Annotated in this window: 18 protein-coding genes; 8 read left to right on the forward strand and 10 right to left on the reverse strand. The window is 31.9% G+C overall.

The genetic code is table 11. The features are described 5' to 3' along the window. Positions 1–489: 489 nt before the first annotated feature. From ACSIGE_RS10795 to ACSIGE_RS10820, 6 genes are all read right to left on the reverse strand, one after another. On the reverse strand, positions 490–1,464 hold the full coding sequence (locus ACSIGE_RS10795; protein WP_440879882.1) for a hypothetical protein: 975 nt from the start codon (positions 1,462–1,464) through the stop codon (positions 490–492). Positions 1,465–1,920: 456 nt separating this feature from the next. Next, a complete protein-coding gene (locus tag ACSIGE_RS10800; RefSeq protein ID WP_440879883.1) occupies positions 1,921–3,456 on the reverse strand; it encodes a YifB family Mg chelatase-like AAA ATPase in 1,536 nt (511 codons plus the stop codon). Positions 3,457–3,629: 173 nt separating this feature from the next. After that, on the reverse strand, positions 3,630–5,609 hold the full coding sequence (locus ACSIGE_RS10805) for a cytochrome c biogenesis protein CcdA (RefSeq protein WP_440879884.1): 1,980 nt from the start codon (positions 5,607–5,609) through the stop codon (positions 3,630–3,632). A 1-nt stretch (position 5,610) separates the two neighbouring features. Beyond that, a complete protein-coding gene (gene tilS / locus ACSIGE_RS10810) occupies positions 5,611–6,942 on the reverse strand; it encodes a tRNA lysidine(34) synthetase TilS (RefSeq protein WP_440879885.1) in 1,332 nt (443 codons plus the stop codon). Positions 6,943–6,946: 4 nt separating this feature from the next. Continuing rightward, positions 6,947–7,777 (reverse strand): lysophospholipase, encoded by an 831-nt coding sequence (locus ACSIGE_RS10815; RefSeq protein WP_440879886.1) that lies wholly within the window; start codon positions 7,775–7,777, stop codon positions 6,947–6,949. An 84-nt stretch (positions 7,778–7,861) separates the two neighbouring features. Continuing rightward, on the reverse strand, positions 7,862–9,175 hold the full coding sequence (locus ACSIGE_RS10820) for an anthranilate synthase component I family protein (RefSeq protein WP_440879887.1): 1,314 nt from the start codon (positions 9,173–9,175) through the stop codon (positions 7,862–7,864). 102 nt (positions 9,176–9,277) lie between these two features. Between ACSIGE_RS10820 and ACSIGE_RS10825 the strand changes: the two genes are divergently transcribed. From ACSIGE_RS10825 to ACSIGE_RS10840, 4 genes are read left to right on the forward strand one after another with little or no spacing between them, the layout of a single operon-like run. Further along, entirely contained in the window at positions 9,278–10,504 is a 1,227-nt protein-coding gene (locus ACSIGE_RS10825) for an Nramp family divalent metal transporter (RefSeq protein ID WP_440879888.1), read from the forward strand. Beyond that, a complete protein-coding gene (gene pxpA, locus ACSIGE_RS10830; RefSeq protein ID WP_440879889.1) occupies positions 10,505–11,242 on the forward strand; it encodes a 5-oxoprolinase subunit PxpA in 738 nt (245 codons plus the stop codon). A gap of 60 nt (positions 11,243–11,302) precedes the next feature. After that, positions 11,303–12,031 carry a 5-oxoprolinase subunit PxpB gene (gene pxpB, locus ACSIGE_RS10835; protein ID WP_440879890.1) on the forward strand — a complete coding sequence of 243 codons (729 nt, stop codon included), beginning with the start codon at positions 11,303–11,305 and terminating at the stop codon, positions 12,029–12,031. After that, positions 12,028–12,891 carry a biotin-dependent carboxyltransferase family protein gene (locus tag ACSIGE_RS10840; RefSeq protein ID WP_440879891.1) on the forward strand — a complete coding sequence of 288 codons (864 nt, stop codon included), beginning with the start codon at positions 12,028–12,030 and terminating at the stop codon, positions 12,889–12,891. The genes pxpB and ACSIGE_RS10840 overlap by 4 nt, the downstream gene beginning before the upstream one ends. Positions 12,892–12,932: 41 nt before the next feature. On the opposite strand, the gene ACSIGE_RS10845 is transcribed toward ACSIGE_RS10840, so the two are convergent. The 4 genes from ACSIGE_RS10845 to ACSIGE_RS10860 all read right to left on the reverse strand — a co-directional run bounded on the left by ACSIGE_RS10845 (position 12,933) and on the right by ACSIGE_RS10860 (position 19,526). Further along, positions 12,933–15,227, reverse strand: a complete 2,295-nt coding sequence (locus tag ACSIGE_RS10845) for a sodium-translocating pyrophosphatase (RefSeq protein WP_440879892.1) — start codon at positions 15,225–15,227, stop codon at positions 12,933–12,935. 109 nt (positions 15,228–15,336) lie between these two features. After that, positions 15,337–15,864 carry an inorganic diphosphatase gene (locus ACSIGE_RS10850; RefSeq protein WP_440879893.1) on the reverse strand — a complete coding sequence of 176 codons (528 nt, stop codon included), beginning with the start codon at positions 15,862–15,864 and terminating at the stop codon, positions 15,337–15,339. A gap of 101 nt (positions 15,865–15,965) precedes the next feature. Beyond that, a complete protein-coding gene (locus tag ACSIGE_RS10855) occupies positions 15,966–18,470 on the reverse strand; it encodes a DUF5686 family protein (protein WP_440879894.1) in 2,505 nt (834 codons plus the stop codon). Between the two features lie 75 nt (positions 18,471–18,545). Further along, a complete protein-coding gene (locus ACSIGE_RS10860) occupies positions 18,546–19,526 on the reverse strand; it encodes a pyruvate dehydrogenase complex E1 component subunit beta (RefSeq protein ID WP_440879895.1) in 981 nt (326 codons plus the stop codon). Positions 19,527–19,956: 430 nt separating this feature from the next. On the opposite strand from ACSIGE_RS10860, the gene ACSIGE_RS10865 reads away from it, so the two are divergent. From ACSIGE_RS10865 to ACSIGE_RS10880, 4 genes are all read left to right on the forward strand, one after another. Continuing rightward, on the forward strand, positions 19,957–20,697 hold the full coding sequence (locus tag ACSIGE_RS10865; protein WP_440879896.1) for an electron transfer flavoprotein subunit beta/FixA family protein: 741 nt from the start codon (positions 19,957–19,959) through the stop codon (positions 20,695–20,697). A 67-nt stretch (positions 20,698–20,764) separates the two neighbouring features. Beyond that, a complete protein-coding gene (locus ACSIGE_RS10870) occupies positions 20,765–21,718 on the forward strand; it encodes an electron transfer flavoprotein subunit alpha/FixB family protein (protein ID WP_440879897.1) in 954 nt (317 codons plus the stop codon). A gap of 137 nt (positions 21,719–21,855) precedes the next feature. Then, on the forward strand, positions 21,856–22,455 hold the full coding sequence (locus ACSIGE_RS10875) for a bifunctional nuclease domain-containing protein (protein ID WP_440879898.1): 600 nt from the start codon (positions 21,856–21,858) through the stop codon (positions 22,453–22,455). A 21-nt stretch (positions 22,456–22,476) separates the two neighbouring features. After that, on the forward strand, positions 22,477–24,237 hold the full coding sequence (locus ACSIGE_RS10880) for a nucleoside transporter C-terminal domain-containing protein (protein WP_440879899.1): 1,761 nt from the start codon (positions 22,477–22,479) through the stop codon (positions 24,235–24,237). The last annotated feature ends 185 nt before the right edge of the window (positions 24,238–24,422 follow it).

Consider the following 24,422-nt stretch of genomic DNA (forward strand, 5'->3'; position numbering starts at 1 on the left):
TTGAAATTACATGCTTTAGTATAAAAGATTTTAGAGGTGTAATTGAAATTTATCAATAATTTTGAAGCAAATCTAAGAACCATCGTTTTTATAATTTTGAGGGTTTAGGGGCGATATTAATAATTGTTAAAAACAACTCTTCATTCTATTTAGTGGTATAAAGGAAAAAAGTATACCTCTATACTCTTTTCAATCAAAAAAATAAATTTATTTGATCATAAATAACCTTAAAATATAATTTATTTTAACATAATTTCCTTGGTGTTTTTTTTTTATTTAGCTGTTTTAGAGTGTTTTGTTTTGTTGTGAAATAAGTATTTTGCCTAATGTGTTAAAGTTTTTTTAGGAGGTGTTATTGCTAGTTTAACAAGTATGAAATGTACTAGGAAGTTGCTTTAATTAATTAAAAAAGAGGCTAGTCGTATAGCCTCTTTTAAGTGATCAATTATAATAAAATATATAAGAATTATTTTTGCTGTTAAACAACTCTTATATTTTACTGACCCAGGCTCTTACTCTAATTTCTTTCGAGTATTCTTCATTTAAATCTACTAAATAAGCTTTTGTAAGAAAATCAGCAAAGAAATCTTTGGCAAGAACAGACCAGAAATAACTTCCATGGTGTATTTTTCCAAAATCAGCACCAACTCTACCTTTAAACTCAAGTGGAACTCTCCATTTAGTTTTAAAGTTTTTATGACGTTCTACTAACTCCCAATTGGCTACATGACCAGCAGGAACCCATATTCCATTTCCACCACGTATAACTTCAGTAATTTTTTTTGAATGGCTTCCACCACCACCAGCAGATAGTCCAACAGCAACTTCTATGCTTCCTTTAGTAACTAGAGGTACTCCGATACTTCCACCTACTTTTGTGCTAATATTACCGGTAACATTCCAATTAGATTCATTACTCGTTTCAATTCTCCATTCACCTGATAATTCCATGAATTTTCTTTCTCCTGAATTGTTTACTTCAGATCTTGAAGCAGTCCCTCTGATTCTTTTGAAAGAGGTAAAATTAGTATTTTCATTATCGAAGTCATTGATAGGTTCTCCTGTAGCCCTAAACTCAGCATGCCAATCTTGTTCTGAGTTTGGGTTTGTACCCTCTCCTAAATTACGTTCATTAATAAATACACCTTTTGGTTGGTCTGTTCCTCTGTTAAAAACTTTAGTAAATTGCTCTTTAGCATCGTTAACATTATTATAATTGATATTAACGCTTTCGCTGAGTTCTTTTAAATTTTCTTTGTTGAGTGTTTTCCATTCTCCATTAATAATTTCTTGTTTTCTAGATTGATTTTTTCTTGAAAAGTCACTTTTAATTTTTATTGCAGGGCCGTAAACAAACTCTACTTGATTTTGATTAGTAGTAGGTTCTTCATTAATCTTATTTTCACAAGAAAATAAGAATGTCACTAATAAAGAGCTACAGATAATAATTCCTTTTTTTTTCATGTTTTTTATAATTTAGGATTTATAATAAAACAGATGGTTTTTTACGTCAGCATAAAAAACACATCGTATTTTTAATTTTAAAAGGAAACACGTAAAAATGTTTAAAAGTATTGCGTATATGTTTATTTAGTTTTTTTTTAAGTAATCAAATAAATGATAGTAGTATATAAATCATGCATAAAATAAAAATATCAACGTATTTAAATAATCGTAATTTATTGTGAACTATTATATTAATAAAGTTTGATTTTTTGTTTCGTCAGAATTTACCTTAAAGTTGGATCTATATTATAATAAAAAAAATGTTAATCTGTTTTATTTAAAATGCAAGAGTTTATGGTAAGTGTAATCGAAAGTATTTAAATTTTTCAATATTGAATAGCAAAAAATAACAGTATACTCCATAAATTAATTCAAATATTTAACGATAGAAGTTCGTGTTTAAAATCTGTTAAATTAATGCAACCAACCATCTCTATCTAAACTTCTATATTGTATTGCTTCAGAAATATGATTTGGTAATATAGCCTCTTCATTAGCTAAATCAGCAATGGTTCTTGAAACTTTTAATATCCTATCATATGCTCTGGCTGATAAGTTTAAAGTTTCCATAGCTTTTTTAAGAAGTAATTTACTATCCTTTGATAGCTTACAAAATAGTTTTATATGTTTAACATCCATTTGTGCGTTGTAATGTAAATTACTAATCGCTTGAAATCTTATTGACTGTTTTTCTCTTGCTTTAACAACTCTTTCTCTAATATTAGAACTACTTTCACTTTCTATGTTGTTAGAAAGTTTTTCAAAAGAAACTGGAGCTACCTCCATATGAATGTCTATTCTATCTAATAATGGACCAGAGATTTTATTTAAATATCGTTGGACTTCTAATGGCGACGAAGAAGTAGGAGTGTTAGTGTTATAAAAAAATCCAGAAGGACTAGGATTCATACTAGCTACTAACATAAAACTACTTGGATAGTTTACAGTAAATTTAGCTCTAGAGATAGTTACTTCTCTATCTTCTAGTGGTTGCCTCATTACTTCTAAAACACTTCTTTTAAATTCAGGAAGCTCATCTAAAAATAAAACGCCGTTATGAGCAAGGGATATTTCACCAGGTTGAGGGTATTGTCCTCCTCCAACAAGTGCTACATCTGAAATGGTATGATGAGGTGAGCGAAAAGGTCTTTGATATACAAGACCTGTATTTTTAATCTTACCAAAGACTGAATGAATTTTAGTAGTTTCTAAAGCTTCGTAGATTGTCATGGGAGGAAGAATTGATGGGAGTCTTTTTGCAAGCATAGTTTTTCCTGACCCCGGTGGACCTATGAGAATGATATTATGTCCACCAGCAGCAGCGATTTCCATACATCTTTTAATTCCTTCTTGACCTTTCACATCAGAAAAATCAAATTCTGATGATTCTAAATGTTGACTGTACTTCGCTTTTATATCAACTTTTGTTGATTGTATTTTAGATGTTCCGTTTAAATGATTTATAACTTGTGTTATATTTTTTACTCCCAAAATATTTAATCCATCAACAATACCAGCTTCTTCTGCATTTTCTTCAGGTAAAATAAAATGTTTGAAACCCTCTTCTTTAGCCTTTAAAGCGATTGATAGGGCTCCTTTTACGGGTTGAACGCTACCATCAAGTGATAATTCTCCCATTATTATATAGTCGCGAATGTTTTCAGAATTAATTTGTTTTGAAGCGGCGAGAATTCCAATGGCTATTGTAACATCGTAAGAAGCGCCTTCTTTACGAATATCAGCTGGAGCCATATTAATAGTGATTTTTTTTCCGGGGAGCCTGTACCCAATGTTATTAAGGGCAGCAGAAATGCGATACGAACTTTCTTTAACGGCATTATCAGGTAAACCGACTAAATGGTAACCAATTCCTTTTCCAATATTAACTTCTACAATTATAGTTGTCGCTTCTATACCAAATACGGCACTACCAAATATTTTTTTTAACATAGCTTTTTTATTTGTATAAATATAGGTATTAAAAAATAAATAACATATTATCAATGTTTACAAGTAGATAAATATGTATTTATTAGTTAGTTTTTTGATGTGTTTTTATACAAATAAAAAAGAGGAAGTATCTTTTAAATATACTTCCTCTTTTTTTATTCTATTATAAACTTTTAATTTATTTCTTTAAAACGATTGATACTAGTTTTTAACCACTTTTCATAAGTGTCTTTATCGGTATATTGCTCTGGTGAGTTTAATACTTCTAAATTTGGACTCAAAGCAACATAAAAAGGTTGAGATGCTATTTTGAAATTAGCCGTTTGAAGCGTAGCCCATTTGTCACCATAAGTTCTAATTCTTTTAAGTTTCCCGTTAGGTTTAATGTAATCGAATTGTTCTTCCTTTGAAAGCATTTTTTGATGATCATCAACATAGAGCGAAATGATAATAAAGTTATTGCTGAGCATCTTATAAATATCAGGCTGACTCCAAATATTTTCTTCCATTTTTCTGCAGTTTACACAAGCCCATCCAGTGAAGTCTAATATTACAGGTTTATTAACCTCTTTGGCATGAGCAAGTCCTTCTTCTATATCTTTAAAACAGGTTAAATTTAAAGGACATTGATTGTCATCTTGTTTGTAAATACTGTGGAACTTTGGAGGAGCAAAACCACTTAATAACTGGCTTTGATCCCATGTAGGTTTTTGTAAAACACCAGGAGCTAAATAGACTGCAATTCCAAGAACTAAGACACCTAATAAAACTCTAAACATTGATACTTTACCATATTTTTTACCAATTAGTCCAAAAAGATATAGTGCCATTAAAACAGCTAATATAGTCCATATACCTATAAATATTTCTCTTTTAAGAAGATTCCAGTGACCAACTAAATCAGCATTAGATAAAAATTTAAAAGCAAGAGCTAATTCTAAAAATCCAAGAGAAACTTTAACAGTGTTTAACCAACTACCAGATCTTGGTAACTTGGCCATCCATTTAGGAAAGTTTGCAAAAACAGCGAAAGGTAGCGACAAAGCTAAACCAAATCCAACCATACCAGATGTTAATAACATAGCTCCTCCATCCGAAGATAAAGATCCTGCCAATAACGAACCTAAAATTGGTCCCGTACAAGAAAAAGAAACAATAGCTAATGTTAAAGCCATAAAGAATACTCCTAAAATACCACCTACACTAGATGCATTATCTGCTTTATTTGTCCAAGATGCAGGCAAGGTTAATTCGTATAGTCCAAAAAATGAACCTGCAAAGAAAACTAGAACAACGAAAAAGAAAATGTTTAACCAAATATTAGTTGAAATATTATTCAGTATTTCTGGATCTAAGGTATCAAGAAAATGAAAAGGTAGGCTTAAAAGGCCGTATATTAGAACTATAAAAAAACCATATAATAATGCACTTCCAGATCCACTTTTGGAGTTTTTTTCATTTTTCTTTGTAAAGAAAGAAACTGTTAATGGAATCATTGGGAATACACAAGGTGTTAAAAAGGCCAATAAACCTCCTACGAAACCGAGTAAAAATACATTAAGTAGACTACTATTCTTTTTTTCACTTTCTTTGGAAGTTGCTCCTTTGAGCATCGACTCATTTTTTAGATCTAATTTAAGAGACTCAGATAGAACCTTACTTCTTTCGTCTAATTCTGTGACTGTTTGTACTACTTCTCCTCCTTTTAGAGAAAAGGTAAACGTGAAGTCTTCATCAAAAGGTAAACAAAATTCTTTACAAACCTGCGCATCGAGATTAAGCATTATTTTAGTCAGCGCAGTGTCTTGAACGGTAATACGTTGTACTAAAGTAGCTTCGTCAACAAAGAAAATCTCGTCTTTTCCCCAAATTTCACTGAATTCAGTTTCAGTTTCACTTTCTTCAGCTTTACCAACTAAAGTATAACCTTCCTCACCTTCAGCGGGAGAAATAGTCATCGGTAAAGAAGCGTCTTCTGGATTGAATTGGGAATACAAATGCCAGTCTTCAGCAATTGATATTTCAAAAATTAAATCGTATTCAGTGTCTGATACTTTTTTAACAGATGGTGTAACTTCCAAGGGAGCGTCATCAGTTTGGGAAAAAGTAACAAAACCTATAAAAAACAAAAAAAGAGTAATAAGTTTTTTCATTCTATAATAATTTACAGGGGTTGATATATAATATTTGTAAAATACTGGTTGATTCCTTTTTTGGTACGAATCTTTGATCTTGTCTCATACCAATAATCCAAATTACTTCATCTTTACTGGAACAAAGCAACCATGTATTTTGTTTTTCTATTAATGATAATTTTTCATCTTTAAAATATTTACTAACTTTTTTCCTTCCCTTCATTCCTTTTGGAAAAATCAAATCGTTAGTTTTATATTTTCTAACAGTCAGGGGGTAATTTAGTAAATTTTTATCAACATAAATAGAATTTTTATCTAAATATGTCATTTTTTGAACGTTTTTAAACATCAAACTTACAGGCACTGAGATATTTGAGGAGTTTCTTTCTATAGAATACTCTTTATCAGGGGAATTAAGTTTGTGAAGTGGTAAAAGTAATAAAAATTCTCTGTCTTTTTGTAAAGTATGTGATTTTGTTCTTATTAATTTTCCGTTTTCTGCATTTATTAATTTATAGACGTCACTCCATTTTGTGAAACCATAGGGGTGCAAAATCTGGTACAAATAAATATTCGGATTAGATAGCTCTTTAATTTTTTGAATGTCAATTTGTAAGATATCACCATGTTTTTTAGAAACTTTTCTAGTGACCTCTAAAGTCATGTCGTTAATTATTTGCTGGCTATCTCTTAAATATGTAATTGTATTGGAAAATGAACTAAGAAAACTAGGATTGATTTTTTTTAAAGTTGGAATGATTTCATGACGAAATTTATTTCTTAGGTACTTTACTTCGGAATTACTGCTATCTTCTCTCCAACTAATTTTATTTTTAGAAGCGTAATTTTCTATTTCATCCCTAGAGAAGAGTAAAAAAGGCCTAATAATATAGTCATTCTTTTTGGGAATGCCTGTTAAACCAGTTAAACCGCTTCCTCTTGTTAAATTGATTAAAAACGTTTCTAAATTATCATCTGCATGATGTGCTGTAACAAGGTAATCATAATCAAAATCGTCAATTAAAGAGGCAAACCATTCATATCTCAGTTCTCGAGCAGCGATTTGAGTTGAAGTTTTTTTCTTTATAGCATAATTAAATGTATCGAATTTTGTTGTGTGAGTCTTTACTCTTAGCTTTTTTCCTAACTCTAAAACGAATAGTTCATCGTTGTCACTTTCCTCTTTTCTTAATTGAAAATTACAGTGAGCCAATGAAAGGTCATTAAATATTTTTTTTAGTAAATGAGCAGCAACCACACTATCAATACCACCTGATATTGCTAAAACCAATTTTTTTCCAAAAATAAAAGGAAATTCAGCGTTTAAATGCTCAAGAAGTTTATGCTCCATTTGATCAAGAAACCTGTGTTTTTGTATGAAGCCAATTGATAATATCTTCTAGGAATTCTTCTTTACAAAAGTCGTTTTGTAATTCATGATACCCACCTTTAATTAACTTTAATGTTGCTAGACTCGAATTTTTAACAAATTCTTCTGAACCTCTATAATCAATGATCTTATCATCAGTTCCATGAATTACTAACATAGGAGTAGCCAACTTATTTGCATTTGAGATAGCCCATTCGCCAGCATCAATAAAATCTATAGAAAAATTAGGGCTTACCTTATCATGAACTAAAGGGTCTTCAATATATTTTTGAACTTCTATAGGATCTCTTGAAATGTCATTAGGGTCTAATTCATTTCCAAGTGTTATTGATGGAGCTATTTTTTGAACAACTTTGCCTAAGTATAATTTCCATGCAGGCGGCTCGAATGCAAGACGTAAAAAAGGGCTCGTGGCGATTACTCCGTTTAGAATATTTTTTTTACGTAAAACATAGTTAATAACAGCATTACCTCCCATTGAATGACCATATAAAAACAATGGAAAGTTGCCAAACAGATCTTTCGCTTTGTGTATTAATTCTGATATGCTGTCTAGTACAAAAGAGTATCCGGGATTATGGCCTCTTTTACCTTTTGTTTTTCCATGGCCGAAGTGATCAAATGCGATGACAGCAAAATCGTTTGCTACGAGTTTTTGAGCAACATGTTGGTATCTACCAGAATGTTCTCCCATTCCGTGAATAATTACTACAACAGCTTTGATCTTCTCTGGTTTCCAGTACTGTGCAAAAAATAGTGTTTCATGAAATGAGTAAGTGAAGCTCTCTTGAGTCATATTGATTTCTTAATTATGATTTTGTTTGCAAAATATAAAAGGTAAGTAAAAATAAAGCATTAATCAAATTATTTTTTTCTCTTATCAATTAGTTAAAACATGTTTCATAGCTTTAGCTTTTAGTAAACATTCTTCATATTCCTTTTCAGGTATAGATTTTGACGTTATGGCGCTCCCAACCGAAAAGGAAAGATATTGGTTACTTTTGTTATACAAAATACTTCTAATGATTACATTAAAATCGAAATTCCCGTCTGGTGTAAAGTATCCAACGGTCCCTGAATATAAGCCACGTTTGCTTTCTTCAAGCTCTTCTATTATTTTCAAGGCTGATACCTTGGGTGCACCTGTCATACTGCCCATTGGAAAAGTTTTCTTGATAATATCAACAGGGTGTGTTGAATCATCAACAGTTGAAGTTACGGTAGAAATCATCTGATGTACCTGTTTAAATGTGTATACATTACATAATTCTTCAACATTTACGCTACCTTTTTTGGCTGTTTTTGATAGGTCATTTCTTATAAGATCAACAATCATTATATTTTCAGACCTTTCTTTATCATCTCTGGAAAGATCAAAGGCAATCTTATCATCATCAACTTTATTTACAAATCTTTTTGCTGTACCTTTAATAGGCTGGGAAATTATTTTATTATTCTCTTTTTTAATGTACCTTTCTGGGGATGCTGAAAGTAAATAAAGATCTTCTTTTCTGAGAAACGTGGCGAACGGAGGTTCGGATATTGCATTTAAATGTTTATACATTTCGTAAGAATCAATATTCACGTTCTCTACATAAAATTCCTGACAAAAATTAGCCTCATAAATATCCCCTTTGTGGATATGATCTAAAATTTCTGTAACTTTTTGACGGTATTGATTTTTGTGAATTCTTAGTTTTATTTTAAGCGAGTGATTATCTTTCGGTTTTCTTATTTCATAATTGATAATAGTTGGATTAGCTTGCGTAATTTCTTCAAAATCTTCCTCTAACTCGTCATCTATTAAATTTAAATAGCTAAAAACAACATTTTTATCTTTTATCGTTATTAGTTTTTGCGGTTGAAAAAAGAACAAATCAGGAAAATGAAGGCTATCTGGATTGTTAGATTCTAATGCCTCAACGTCATTTTTAACATCGTATGAAATATAACCAAAAATATAATCTTTTGTTAGTGATTGGTATTCTTTTAGCTTTTCAAAAGCATTAAAGTAGTCTGTTTTGATCGAGGTAAACTCTTCAACAGCAAGCATACAGTCAAAAGAGCTATATTTTTGCTGGTAATTATTTGAGTCTAGCCATACAACCGTTTCATATTGTTTAGACCAATCAAATAATTTTTGTTTGAATTCAGTTGGATTGTCTATTGAAAAATTGCGAATCACTCTTTGCATTGAGCAAAAATAAGAAACCCAAATAAAACAAATGTAAATGAGCTACGAAACTTAAATCAGATAATTTCTTTTTACTACATTTAGCAGAATAAATATATTACTATGCTTAATAAATTGTTTAAAAATATAGGCCCTGGTACTCTTGTAGCTGCAGCTTTTATTGGACCGGGTACAGTTACTTTATGCACGTTGGCAGGAGTTCATTTTGGAACACATCTTTTGTGGGCTATGTTACTCTCAATATTTGCCACCATTACACTTCAGGAAATGGCTGCAAGGTTAGGTATTATTTCTCAAAGAGGCTTGTCAGAGGTTTTAAGAAGTGAGTTAAAAGAACCAATACTAAGGGGCTTTATGATATTTCTCATTCTTTCTGCTATTGTTATTGGTAATGCTGCGTATGAAGCTGGTAATATTAGTGGCAGTGTTATCGGGATAGAGTCTATTACAGGGAGTTTTAGTATAAAATTTGGGACTTTTTCTTTGAACTTTTTTAGTATTCTTATTGGTTTAATAGCATTTGGACTATTGTTAATTGGAAATTATAAGGTATTGGAGAAGGTTTTAGTTATTCTTGTTCTATTAATGAGCATATCTTTTGTTATTACAGCTGTGATAACTAAGCCAAGTTTATCAGCTATTTTAAAGGGGGTGTTTTTGCCTACTATTCCTGAAAATAGTCTTTTTACTATTATGGGTTTAATAGGAACAACTGTAGTGCCATACAATTTGTTTTTACATGCCTCTTTGGTTAAAGAAAAATGGAAAAATAAAGAGGGATTAACGCTTGCTAAAAAAGATACTATTATTTCAATTTTGATGGGTGGAGTGGTGTCTATGTCGATTATCATTTCAGCCTCTGGTATTTCATCTGGAAGTATCAATAATGGAGCTGATTTAGCTTTAGGTTTGGAACCTTTATATGGCTCATATTCAAAGTTTTTTCTTGCTATTGGGTTGTTTGCAGCTGGTGTAACATCTTCCATAACAGCCCCTTTAGCCGCTGCTTTTGTTGTTAAAGGGTGTTTAGGATGGAAAGGTACCATGAAGTCAATTAAGTTTAAGTTAATTTGGGGAGGGATTTTAGTCTTAGGAGTTATTTTTTCATCCATAGGGATAAAACCGATTGAGATTATCAAGTTTGCTCAAGTAGCTAATGGAGTATTATTACCTATCATTGTTGGAGTCCTCCTCTGGATAATGAATAAGAAAAATGTCTTGGGAAAATATCACAATACAAGACTTCAGAATTTTATTGTATTGTGTATACTGGCAATAACTATCTTTTTGGGGCTGAGGAGTATTCTAAAAGTATTTAATTTATTATAAATGGTTGTAGATATAAATTGTGATGTTGGTGAAGGAGTAGGTAATGAGGATTACCTTTTACCTTTTATTTCCTCTTGTAATATTGCCTGTGGTGGGCATGCGGGTGATGCTAATATTATTAACGAGGTTATACAATTGGCAAAAAAGTATCATGTTAAAGTAGGTGCCCATCCATCATTTCCAGATAGAGAAAATTTTGGGAGGAAAGTTATTAATATTCCTTCAAATAAGCTGAGAAAAAGTCTTGAAGATCAGATTCTACTTGTAAAGGAGAGTTTGATGAAATTTGGTTTAAGCATGCATCATATAAAAGTACATGGAGCTCTTTATAATCTTGCTGCTGTTGATGAGAAAACAGCCCAAGTAGTGGTAGATACTGTTTTGGAATGTTGTCCAGAAACCTATTTATATGTTCCCGATCAATCAGTTATTTCTAAGTTAGCAAAGGGTAGAGGAGTTCAAATAAAGTATGAGGCTTTTGGAGATAGAAATTATAATGAAAATTTAACACTTGTCTCAAGATTACATAAAAATGCTTTAATAAATCAAAAAGAAGAAGTTTTTTCGCATATACTCACTGTTTTGAACACAGGAAAGGTGAGAACGATTACAGGTAAAGAAATTCCTTTATTAGCTGATACATTCTGTATTCATGGGGATCATAAAAACGCTAATGAGTTGGTTAAATATCTCTTTGATGAATTTAAGGCTATTAAAGTTGAAGTAGCTAAGTTGTAGTAAATGGATAACTATTATTTTTTAGAACTAGGGCTAATCAAAATTTAAAACAGCGTTGCTTTGAATAAATTTGAACTAAAATACAAGATTTTCGGAGACCAATCTATCATAATAGAATGGGAAAAGACAATAGATGAGGTTATTCTAGAAGACATTATTGGCCTAAGACAAAAAATTATCGATTCCAAACTTTTTCTACTTGATGATATAGTGATGGGTTATAATTCAATGACACTTATTTTTGAGAGTAATCTAGTTGATTTTAAAAAAAATATTCAAGAATTAAAAAAATTATATGAAACCCAACCTATATTAAATAAAGTAGAGCGTATACTGTGGAAAATACCAGTATGTTATGATAGAAAATTTGGGATTGATTTAAATGAAATTATCAATAATAATTGTATTTCTATTGATGAGATAATCAATTTACATACAAAAATGATTTATACCGTTTTTTTTATTGGTTTTTTACCTGGTTTCTTGTATTTAGGAGGTTTAGATAAAAAGCTCCATATCGACCGAAAAGATACGCCAAGACTAAAGGTTTCCAGAGGTTCTGTAGCTATCGGTGGAAGTCAAACTGGTATTTATCCAATGGAAAGCCCGGGAGGTTGGCATATTATAGGCAGAACTCCTGTTTCCTTTTTTGATGTAAATAAAACTGAACCATGTTTTGCAAAACCTGGAGATAAATTAAAGTTCTATTCGATTAGTGAAAAGGAATATTTAGCAATAGAGAGAGAGGTGTCCACAGGAAAATTTAACTTAAAAAAAGAAGTTTTATGATAAAAGTTCTTTCTTCTGGCTTTTATGCATCAATACAAGACTTAGGTAGATATGGATACCGGTCTATTGGAGTTCCATTAGGAGGTGTAATGGATTCTTATTCAGGTAAGTTGGTTAACATTTTATTGGAGAATAATTTGAATGATGCTGTTATAGAAGTGTTTTTTGGAGGGGTACGATTGTTGTTCTTAGAAAACTGCTATTTATGTGTATCGGGAGCAGATTTCTCTGTATCATTAGATTCTAAATTAATTAGGTTAAATGTTCCTTTTTTTGCTAAAAAAGGAAGTGTTTTAGCTTTTGGGAAAAGAAAATATGGCGCAAGAACTTATATTGGTGTCAAAGGAGGAATTAAAACAGATAAGGTTCTTAAAAGTAGAAGTTGGTTTGAGGGAATTACTTCAAACACGAAACTAGAAAAAGCAATGCTACTACCTTTCCAGAATAATTTTAAGTACCAGTTGAACAACTTTAGAGGAGTGATTAGAACTCCATCAAATTTTTTTTTAAATAATAATATTCAATGTTTCGAAGGGGCAGAATTCAACTTGTTGTCTAACGAGCAAAAAAAAGCCCTAACAAGTCAGCACTTTGTAATATCGAACGACAATAGTAGGATGGGATATCGTTTAAATAAATTAATACCAAATAATTTTGGTTCAATGTTGACATCTGCAGTTTTGCCTGGTACAGTGCAACTTACACCATCTGGCAAATTAGTTATATTGATGAGAGATTGTCAAGTTACAGGAGGTTACCCAAGAGTATTGCAATTAACTGAAAATGGAATCAACCGATTAGCTCAAAGAACAACAAATGATAGTTTACAGTTTATGATAAATAAAAGTCCCTACATTTAAAATTTAATGTAAGGACTTAATTTTATAAAGGATTGATACTTTTATTTTTCTTTTTCTATGTTAGTTATAACTTTATCATTTTTACTTATAGTATTTGAAGAAACGACACTATCATAAATAGTAACTTTTTGAATTTCGTGATCTATTTTTTCTGAATTTGCTTCATGATCAATATTGCTTTTAGACGAATGTCCCCCTAAAATAGGAGCAATTACTAACCCAACTAAGCAAGTTAGCTTTATTAAAATATTCATAGAAGGACCAGAGGTATCTTTAAAAGGATCACCTACTGTATCACCTGTCACTGCTGCTTTATGAGCATCTGATCCTTTGTATGTCATTTCACCATTTATTTCAACTCCAGCTTCAAATGATTTTTTGGCGTTATCCCATGCTCCTCCTGCATTATTTTGGAAAATAGCCCACATTACTCCTGAAACACATACACCGGCCATGTATCCGCCTAAAGGTTCTGCGCCAAATATAATTCCAATAATTACTGGTGTTATTATGGTAATTAATCCGGGTAATAACATTTCTTTTAATGCTGCTTTTGTTGAAATATCAACGCATTTAGCGTATTCAGGTACGCCTGTTCCTTCCATAATGCCTGGTATTTCATTAAATTGTCTACGAACTTCATGAACCATCTCCATAGCAGCTTTACCAACAGATTGCATTGCTAATGCTGAAAATATAACAGGAATCATACCGCCAATAAATAAAGCAGCTAATACATCGGCTTTAAAAATATTGATTCCATCTATCCCAGTAAAAGTAACATAAGCTGCAAATAAGGCAAGTGCTGTTAAGGCTGCTGAAGCAATGGCAAAGCCTTTTCCGACTGCGGCAGTTGTATTTCCAACAGAGTCTAAGATATCTGTACGCTCACGAACATGTTCTTCTAGGTCGCTCATTTCAGCTACACCTCCTGCATTATCTGCAATAGGCCCGAATGCATCAATTGCTAATTGCATAGCTGTAGTAGCCATCATCGCGGAAGCTGCTAATGCAACTCCATAGAAACCAGCAAAATAATAAGACCCGTAAATCGCAGCTGCAAATAATAGAACAGATAAAAAGGTAGATTTCATCCCTACAGCTAAACCAGCAATTATATTAGTTCCAGCACCTGTAGCACTATTTTGTACAATATCTAAAACCGGTTTTTTACCTAGACTTGTGTAGTAAGATGTAACAATAGATATTAAGGCACCAACAGCTAATCCAATACAAGCAGACCAAAATACATTAATTGAGTTTACTTCTTGTATTCCTTCTCCAAAATAGTTCATTTGTAGAGTTTCGGGTAACATCCACTTTATTAAGAAAAAACTTGCTGTTAATGTAATGATAATTGAAATCCAATTTCCTAAATCAAGTGCTTTTTGAACTTGAGCTTCTTTAGCTGAATTATCTTTAATTCCAACTAAAAATGTACCTATAATTGATGATATTATACCAATTCCAGCAATCACTAAGGGTAACAGTATGGGCCCCATGCCATTAAAGTCATCAGTGTAATTAGTTCCAATTGACATGTCTCTTATTAAATAGTTTCCTAAAACCATTGCAGCTAATACCGTAGCAACATAAGAACCAAATAAGTCGGCTCCCATACCTGCAACGTCTCCAACATTATCTCCAACATTGTCAGCTATCGTAGCTGGATTTCTAGGATCGTCTTCGGGTATTCCCGCTTCTACTTTTCCAACTAAATCAGCGCCTACGTCAGCAGCTTTAGTGTAAATACCTCCTCCAACTCTTGCAAATAAAGCAATGGACTCAGCCCCAAGAGAAAAACCAGCTAGTGCTTCAAGTACAACTGTCATTTCATTGTAGAAATTATTTTGATCAACAATGAATTGATTGATGAATAACAAGAAAAAAAGTCCTAAACCTAAAACGGCAAGACCGGCTACACCAAGGCCCATTACAGTTCCACCTCCAAAAGAGACTTTTAAGGCTTGGGGTAAGCTAGTTTTTGCAGCTTCAGCAGTACGAGAATTAGCATCTGTTGCAATTCTCATTCCTATATTTCCAGCTAAAGCTGAAAAAATTGCTCCTATTATAAATGCTGGAACAATCATTATGCTTGTTGTTGACACTATTTTAGATATAGCAAATAAAGCTAATGAAGCAATAATTACAAAAATTAATAATAGGCGGTATTCAGCAGCTAAAAAAGCAAGAGCGCCATCTTTTATGCTTTTTGAGATAGATTGCATTTTTTCATTACCGGCAGCTTGTTTTTTCACCCAAATCATTTTTATATACATAAAAATGAGTCCAATGATTGCCAGTATAATAGGCGCATAAATCATGTTTTGTTTCATGTTTTTTGTTATTTGATTAGTTATAGTATTGTAAATATAACTAAATCAATGAGCAATAAAAAACTCTCAGAGTTTTCTGAGAGTTTTTATTTGTATAATTTATTACTATCTAAATAGTGAAATTTCCTTTACTTTTATGTTCGCTTTCTTTATAACGATCAATGCATTTTTGAAGAATTTCGTAAGCCTCATTAGCATCTCCCCAGTCTCCAACATCTACTTTTTTCTTTTCTAGATCTTTATATACTTGGAAAAAATGTGTGATTTCATCTTTTCTATGAGGATTTAAATCGGAAAGATCGTTGTATTTGTTCCAGATAGGATCAGAAACAGGTACACAAACTATTTTTTCATCTGGCCCCTTTTCATCAGCCATATGAAAAACACCTATAGGCTTTACTTCCATAACGCACATAGGAAAGGTAGGTTCTGCTCCTAAAACTAATACGTCTAAAGGATCTCCATCTAATGCAAGCGTTTCAGGAATAAAACCATAATCACCAGGATACATCATCGAAGAGAATAACATTCTATCAAAACGTATTTTTTTTAATTCGAAGTCATATTCATATTTATTTCTACTTCCTTTTGGAATTTCAATTAAAACGTCTACTGTTTGTTTTTCTTTTGCAGTCATATACTTGTTAACTTTTCTTCGTTTTCTAAAATAAGATGGCAAACTTAGCTATTTTTTAGCTTTTTTCAGTTAAAAAACTCTTATTTTATAGAGAGTTGGATTTATAACCCTGGCTTTATACCAATTCTAATTGCAAATTTAGGTGTTGGAAGTACTAGTGGCCCAGCTGGAGGAGTATAATTACTTCGCCATATGGCATCGATTCTAAGGAATCTAAGATTTCCATAGCCAATATTTTCAATACCTACTCCATATTCGTAATAAAGATTGTCAGGGGTGTTGTATTTTATGTTAGAGAGATTGATTGCTCTATTATCATTTGAGATACTACCATAAGCAGCTCTGAAAGTAATCAAACTTCTTAATTTAAGCTTTTTTAATAAAGGAACTCTATTAAAAATAAAACCATTAAAATGATGTTCTAAATGTGTCGCTGCATAAGCGTCTGTAACAAAATCATAATAATTTAGTAAAGAAAAAGTGTTCTTAACTAGAGAGAATGATTGGTTTGCAGGTATAGCACTTAAGATTCCGATAGGTACAGTTCCAAAAGTTTTTCCTGCTTCAAGCGTTGCGTCTAATAAACCTAATTCTCCTAAAAGTATTGGGTGATTGTATTTGAATTGAATCTTGTCATAATCATGTGTTCCGTTAAAAGGTCCCTTATAGCCCTTTCTATAGTTTAGTATTAATGTGGGAAAAATATTTCGTCCAAATCTTCGCTCTACCCCCAAGCCATAAACGAATCTTCCTGGTGTATAAGATAAATATATATCAGAAGCAACATCAATTGTTTCTGATTGAAAATTATAGTTTTGATCTAAATAACTCATAGAAAATTTTTCCTCGGAAGCTGAACGTATTTTTGAATGTGAAAAGTTAAATCCAACATGAAAATTCAACTTTATTTGATAATCAAAGTTAGTAGCGAATTTTTGAACTTTTGATAAGAAAAAATTATCACCTCTATTAAATAAGGCAGTTGTTCCAAAAGTATTTCCTAGTAGCTGTGTTGTATTCAATAAATTACTTCCTAATTGTTCAATATCATCCTGATAAGCCAAACCAACACTAATTCTAGGTTTGTATGACAAAAGATATTTACCTTCTATTCCGTATTTTATTTTTTTGTCTTTAAATCCATAAGCAATATGTCCAGCTAATCTGAAACGATCATCCTTTGTTTTAAAGGATCTAAAACCAAGTTTTGTTCTAAAACCTTCTATTTGATTATTCGCAAATAATGTCCATAATGGACCTATTTGAAAATCAAGTCCAGTATTAATATAACCATTAGCGAAGGTATTAATAACTCCTGTTATTGTTTGTATTCTTTTTTTATTTTTAACTGTATTAATTATAGCATAAGTTTCGTCATCAACAATTTTTGCCGATTTATTCCAAAACTCTTCATCTCTTTCAAATTGATTGGGTCTAATTTTATTCAGTTTTTTTCTGTAAAAATCTTGTGGTTTTGGATTATCAAGACTGTAATTACTAAAAGAAACAGTTTTTTTGATGGTGAGCCCTTTATTAGATTCGTTTTTATCAATTAAAGTAAAATCACCACTGTAAGTATTTTTTAAAGGAAGATAAATACTATCATTTTTAACTTCAAATTCTTTGTCGAAACTTAAACCTCTAACAAAATTTAAATTAATGCTCTTGTGAACAGCCATTTTAATTCTTTTTACAGAATAGCTTTTGTCAGCAATCCAAACATTACCTTGAAAGGCTAAATCTCCATTTCGTCTGGGAAAGAAATATATGTTATAAAGTTTCTGATTGTTGCTTGAAATACTATCATATAGCACATAGTCATAGGTTGCGAAACCATTGGATGATAGTGGGCTAACGAATGATTTTTGTAAAAGACGGATGTTGTTTTTGAATATATCAATATTTTGAAATGTATTTGACATTCTATCAAAAACGAACCCTTGTGCACCTAATCCTTCTTCCTTTTCTGCTTTTATATCTTCCCTGATAAGATTTTTTTCATTATTTCCATAAACTTTTGTTATGATTTCTTGAAGATAAATTGGTATATAATAGTTGATTCCATCATTATCGTATTTGATTTGCTTTATGTCATCTTTATAGCTTTTTTTAAAGATGCCTTTTAGAAATACTGTATCGAGGTTATTCAAACCAATTTCAATAGCTGAGTGTTTTTTGTATTCAAAGTGATTAACAAGTTTTAAACCAAGTTTTCTTTTTCTCTTCCAGAGTTCTTTTAGTATTTTGTAAGCTGGATTTTCTTCTTTTTTTAAACGCTTTTTTGGCTTTGTAACAACAACAACTTCTTCAAGCTGGTTTGATTCTTCCTTAAGAACAATATTTAAGTATTTAGTTTTTTTATTAACTTTTATCACTTGGCTTTCAAATCCAATAAACGATATTTCTAGTGTACCTCTATACTTTTTTGTTTTTAAAAAGAACTTCCCGTCATCGTCTGTAATTGTTCCGTGTGTTGTTTTCTTTAATATAACATTTACAAAAGGAAGCGGATTATTAAACTCATCAACTATTTTTCCTTGTATTGTAAGCTGGGCACTTATCGATGAGGTTATCAATAAAAATAGATATAGAATTTTATTTTTCATTCATTTTTTTTTACTTCAAAATCCTTTTGATTATGAAAATCAAAAGGATTTTGTTTTTTATTCTTTGTTATGAGGTTATTTAATATATAAAACCTCTTTTACTGCTTTTATAACATCATCAGAATTCGGTAACCATTTTTCGAGTAAAACAGGAGAATAAGGAGCTGGAGTATCAGCTGTGTTTATTCTTTTAATTGGGGCGTCTAAATAGTCAAACGCTTCCTCTTGAACTCGAAAAGTAATTTCTGAAGAAACATTACCAAAAGGCCATGCTTCTTCTAAAATAACAAGTCTATTTGTCTTTTTTACAGACTCTAAAATTGCTTTATGATCCATCGGTCTTACTGTTCGTAGGTCAATGATTTCTATAGATATTCCTTCCTCTGCTAACTTATCCGCGGCTTTATATGCTTCTTTAATTATTTTTCCGAAAGAAACAACAGTAACATCAGTTCCTTTTCTTTTAATATCAGCTACACCTATAGGTATGATATATTCTCCTTCAGGTATTTCCATTTTGTCACCATACATCTGTTCTGATTCCATAAAAATTACTGGATCGTCATCCCGTATTGCTGCTTTCAATAGTCCTTTAGCATCATAAGGATTTGATGGAACAATAACTTTTAAACCAGGACAGTTTGCATACCAACTTTCGAAGGCTTGCGAATGTGTTGCTGCTAATTGTCCTGCAGAAGCCGTGGGGCCTCTAAATACAATAGGACAATTAAATTGGCCTCCACTCATTTGTCTAATCTTAGCAGCATTATTGATGATCTGGTCAATTCCAACCAATGAGAAATTGAAAGTCATATACTCAACAATGGGACGATTTCCATTCATTGCAGAGCCAACAGCAATCCCTCCAAAACCTAATTCAGCAATCGGAGCATCAATAACACGTTTTTCTCCAAATTCATCAAGCATACCCTTACTAGCTTTATAAGCTCCGTTATATTCAGCAACCTCTTCTCCAATTAAATAAATCGTTTCATCCCTACGCATTTCTTCGCTCATTGCTTCGCAAACGGCTTCTCTAAATTGTACTGTTTTCATACGTTTTATAAGTAGTTGTTTATCAAGTCTGCAAAATTAAGAAAAATAGATTTAAAAAAGTGAATTTGTTTATGATAATAGAATTCTAAAAGTGTTAAAATGTGTGAAAATTTTGAGAACGTAAGCCTGTTTTTGAGTTTTAGCTATTCATCGATTCCTGAGAGGCTTTTTGTTTAATGTAGGTAGTTTACCTAATTAATTTTATAGTTAAATTATAAATTTTTATTTTTCATTGTAGTAAATATTAATTTTTTAGTTTTAATGGTGTTTTTATTTTCTAAATATAAATAGAGTTGTAATCATTATTGTCATTGTAAGACAATAATTAAAACTCTTTTTTTTGTAATAAAAATACTATGCGTGCATAGTATTTTTTAAAAAAAATCCTTAACTTCGTCGTTCAAATAATGATTTTTAAAAATAACGATATATGAAAATATTAGTATGTATAAGTCATGTTCCAGATACCACTTCAAAAATTAACTTTACAGACAATAATACCAAGTTCGATATAAACGGAGTTCAATTTGTGATTAATCCATATGATGAGTTTAGTTTAACAAGGGCAATGTGGTTTAAAGAAAAGCAAGGTGCTAAAGTTACAGTTGTTAATGTTGGTGGAGCTTCAACTGAACCAACGTTGAGAAAAGCTTTAGCGATTGGAGCAGATGATGCAATAAGAGTAAATGTAGAGCCTACTGATGGTTTGATGGTAGCAAAAGAGTTGGCAGAAGTTGTTAAAAAAGGAGGATATGATCTTGTTTTAGCAGGAAAAGAATCTGCTGATTACAACGGTCAAATGGTTCCTGGAATGCTTGCTTCTTTAGTGGATTACAATTATGTGAATGGATGTGTAGGTATTGAAGTTGAAGGTACTAACGTCTCTTTAGAGCGTGAAATAGATGGGGGAGAAGAAAAGGTTTCATCTGTTTTACCAATGGTTGTAGCAGGTCAAAAAGGAATTGTTGAAGAAAAAGATTTGCGAATTCCTAACATGCGAGGAATTATGATGGCTCGAAAGAAACCGTTGAGTGTTGTTGAGTCTTCAGGGGCAGTAGCAGCCACATCAACTCAAACTTTTGAAAAGCCAGCTCCTAAGGGTGCTGTAAAACTTGTAGATAGTGTGGATGAGTTAATCAATTTATTGCATAACGAAGCAAAAGCAATATAAAAAGTAAAATTAACTTGACGTTTACTTATTACAATATAGTATCGTCAAATTCAAAAAATATAAAATTATGTCTGTATTAGTTTTTGCCGATTCATCGGAAGGAAAATTTAAAAAAACAGCTTTCGAAGTTGTTTCATACGGGAAAAAAGTAGCTGAACAGTTAGGTACTGATTTAGTAACATTAACAATTAATGGTGGAGATGCTTCAGAATTATTTGTGTACGGAGCGACGAATGTTGTAGAGGTTAAAAACGACTTATCTTCATTCAATGCAAAAGCTTACGCATCTGTTATAGCTCAGGTTGCTGAGTCAAAGTCGTCAAATTTAGTGATAATTGACTCTAGTATTGATGGATTGACGGTAGCTCCTTTGGTTTCTGTTATATTGGAGGCTGGTTATGCTTCTAATGTTGTTGCTTTGCCTGAAAGTACTGATTCATTTGTTGTAAAAAGAAAGGCCTTTTCAAATAAAGGATTCAATAATACTATTATTTCTACAGAAAAAAAGGTAATTGGGTTAGCTAAAAATTCTTTTGGTGTATTTGAAAATCAAGTAAATGGTAATGTTGAGAGCTTTGAGGCGTCGTTAACTGAATTAACAGTTAAATCAGAATCTGTTGATAAAGCTACTGGAAAAGTTACGATTGCAGATGCAGATGTTGTTGTGTCTGGTGGTAGAGGGTTAAAAGGGCCTGAGAATTGGGGGATGGTTGAAGAATTAGCTGATGTACTTGGTGCAGCTACGGCTTGTTCAAAGCCTGTTTCAGATTTAGGGTGGAGACCCCATAGTGAGCATGTTGGGCAAACAGGTAAGCCTGTGGCATCAAACCTATATATAGCAATTGGTATTTCAGGAGCTATTCAACATTTGGCAGGAGTAAACGCTTCCAAAGTTAAGGTTGTAATTAACACGGATGCAGAGGCGCCTTTCTTTAAGTCGGCAGACTATGGAATCGTAGGAGATGCATTTGATGTTGTACCTGAATTAATAGAAAAACTAAGAGCTTTTAAAGAAAGTTAAGATTTAGTAGTAATATTCTTTTCAAGAAAATAGTAAAGAACGCATAATTTTATTAAATTGTGCCCACTTATAAAAGGCTGTCTACAACTTTAACAAAGCCTAAGTTAGACAGTCTTTTTTATTTTTGTTGATGATAAATGGGTCTTATAAAACTAACTATTAAAGGAATTTCCTACAGTCAAACTCAAAGCGGTGCATACGCTTTAGTATTGAGTGAAGTCGAAGGTAAACGAACATTACCAATTATTATAGGTGCTTTCGAGGCACAGTCAATTGCAATAGCGCTTGAAAAGGAGATTAAACCTCCAAGGCCGCTAACACATGATCTTTTTAAAACATTTGCAGATCGATATAATATAAAAATAAAGCAAGTAATCATCCATAAATTGGTAGATGGTGTGTTTTTCTCAAGTTTACTATGTGAGAGAGATGGAGAAGAAGAGGTTATTGATACAAGGACATCTGATGCCATTGCACTCGCTGTTCGTTTTCAGGCACCTATTTTTACTTACGAAAATATTTTAGATAAAGCAGGTATTTATTTAAAAATTGATGAGGACCTTTCCGATATTATAGAAGAAGGAGATGATGAGTTTGAATTAGCTTTAGATACTGATGAAAATACTTTTTCAGATATGTCTATTAATGAACTGCACAATCAGTTAAATGATGCTGTTGTTAATGAAGACTATGAACTTGCGGCAAAAATTCGTGATGAGATAAGTAAGCGATCTTAAATTATTAAAAATTTAATAAGAATGAAAAAAGTATTAACTTTTTTAATGCTTTGTGTTTCTTTTGCTTTAACAGCACAAAGCATTCAGAAAACATGGAGGTTTTCTTCAATACAAAATATAGACGGAAAGGAAATTGTATCTGTTAGTAAAAATGATACCTTCGAGTTATCAGAGAGAAACTTTAAATACACTTTAGCGTCAAAGGATAGTCTAAAATCTGTTGGAACATACATACGTCAGAATAATTTGCTGATTTTCAATTACTCCTATCCAAAGGATACAGTACGATATTACAATATTATAGAATTGTCCGACACTTCTTTAGTATTATCAGAAAAAAATATACTATACAAATTTTATAAAACACAAACGAATCAAGCTTTATCTAGTGATGGTTCTTTTGGAACTAACCCATTAGAGATGAAGAAGGAAGAGATTATTCCTAGTCAAGGGTTTTCTATTAAAAGCATTTTAAGAGGAAGTATTGGAATGTTTGTTCTTCTTCTATTAGCTTTTGTTTTAAGTTCTAATAGAAAAGCTATTGATTGGAAAACAGTAAGTATTGGATTGGCTTTTCAAATATTAATAGCTATTGGGGTGTTGAAAATCCCATTAGTGCAGTCGGTTTTCGATTTTATAGGTAAAGGTTTTGTTAAGATTTTAGAATTCACGCAATCAGGAAGTGAGTTTTTATTTAAAGGGCTGATTTCCGATATGGATACTTTCGGATTCATTTTTGCTTTTCAAGTGTTGCCAACCATTATTTTTTTCTCAGCATTAACTTCTTTACTATTTTATTTGGGGGTTATTCAGAAAGTAGTTAAAATTATGGCGTGGTCGTTAAGTAAAGTTCTTAAAATTTCTGGAGCAGAAAGTTTATCTGTTGCAGGAAACATATTTTTAGGTCAAACAGAGGCCCCTCTACTTATTAAAGCATATCTTGAGAAAATGAATAAATCAGAAATGCTTCTTGTTATGATAGGAGGGATGGCTACTGTTGCAGGGGCAGTTTTAGCTGCATATATTGGGTTTTTAGGAGGAAATGACGAAGCGTTAAAACTGATGTATGCAAAACATTTATTAGCAGCTTCAGTAATGGCCGCTCCGGGCGCTATTATTATATCTAAGATTTTATATCCTCAAAATGAAAAAGTTAATACTGATGTGCAGGTTTCTCAAGAGAAAATTGGGTCAAATATTTTAGATGCTATTGCGAATGGTACTACTGAGGGATTACAATTAGCAATGAACGTTGGCGCTATGTTACTTGTTTTTGTTGCGTTTATTGCAATGATCAATGGTATTCTTGGTGGGATAGGTAGTTTTGATGGAATAGCATATTTTAATTGGAAATTTACTTCGCTAAATGAGTTTATAGCAAGTTCAACACCATATGATTCTTTAAAATTAGAGTTTATTTTAGGGTACATTTTTGCCCCTTTGATGTGGTTAATTGGAGTGGCTAGCGAGGATATGGCACTTATGGGACAGTTGCTCGGAATAAAACTTGCAGCTAGTGAATTTGTTGGTTATATTCAATTAGCTGAATTAAAAGATGTTTCTAACGTAACTCATTTCACTTTCAATAAATCGGTAATAATGGCAACCTATATGCTTTGTGGTTTTGCAAACTTTGCTTCTATTGGTATTCAGATAGGCGGTATAGGCTCATTGGCTCCAGGTCAACGAAAAACGTTATCTGAGTTTGGTATAAAAGCACTTATTGGAGGGACGATTGCTTCTTTAATGTCAGCTACTATTGCAGGAATGATTATTGGATAGACAATGATTTAAAAAATATAAAAAGCACCAACGATTTTGTTGGTGCTTTTTTTGGGTATGGATTTTGTTTCCGCTTATGTAAAAATATCCTATGAAAAATATACTTAGCGTACTACTCCTCTTTTTGATTACAGCGGTTCAAAGTCAAAAACAATTGGCATTATCTTCCTTACATATCCATACCG

It is taken from the genome of Tenacibaculum profundi (assembly GCF_052050075.1).
Lineage (GTDB): Bacteria > Bacteroidota > Bacteroidia > Flavobacteriales > Flavobacteriaceae > Polaribacter.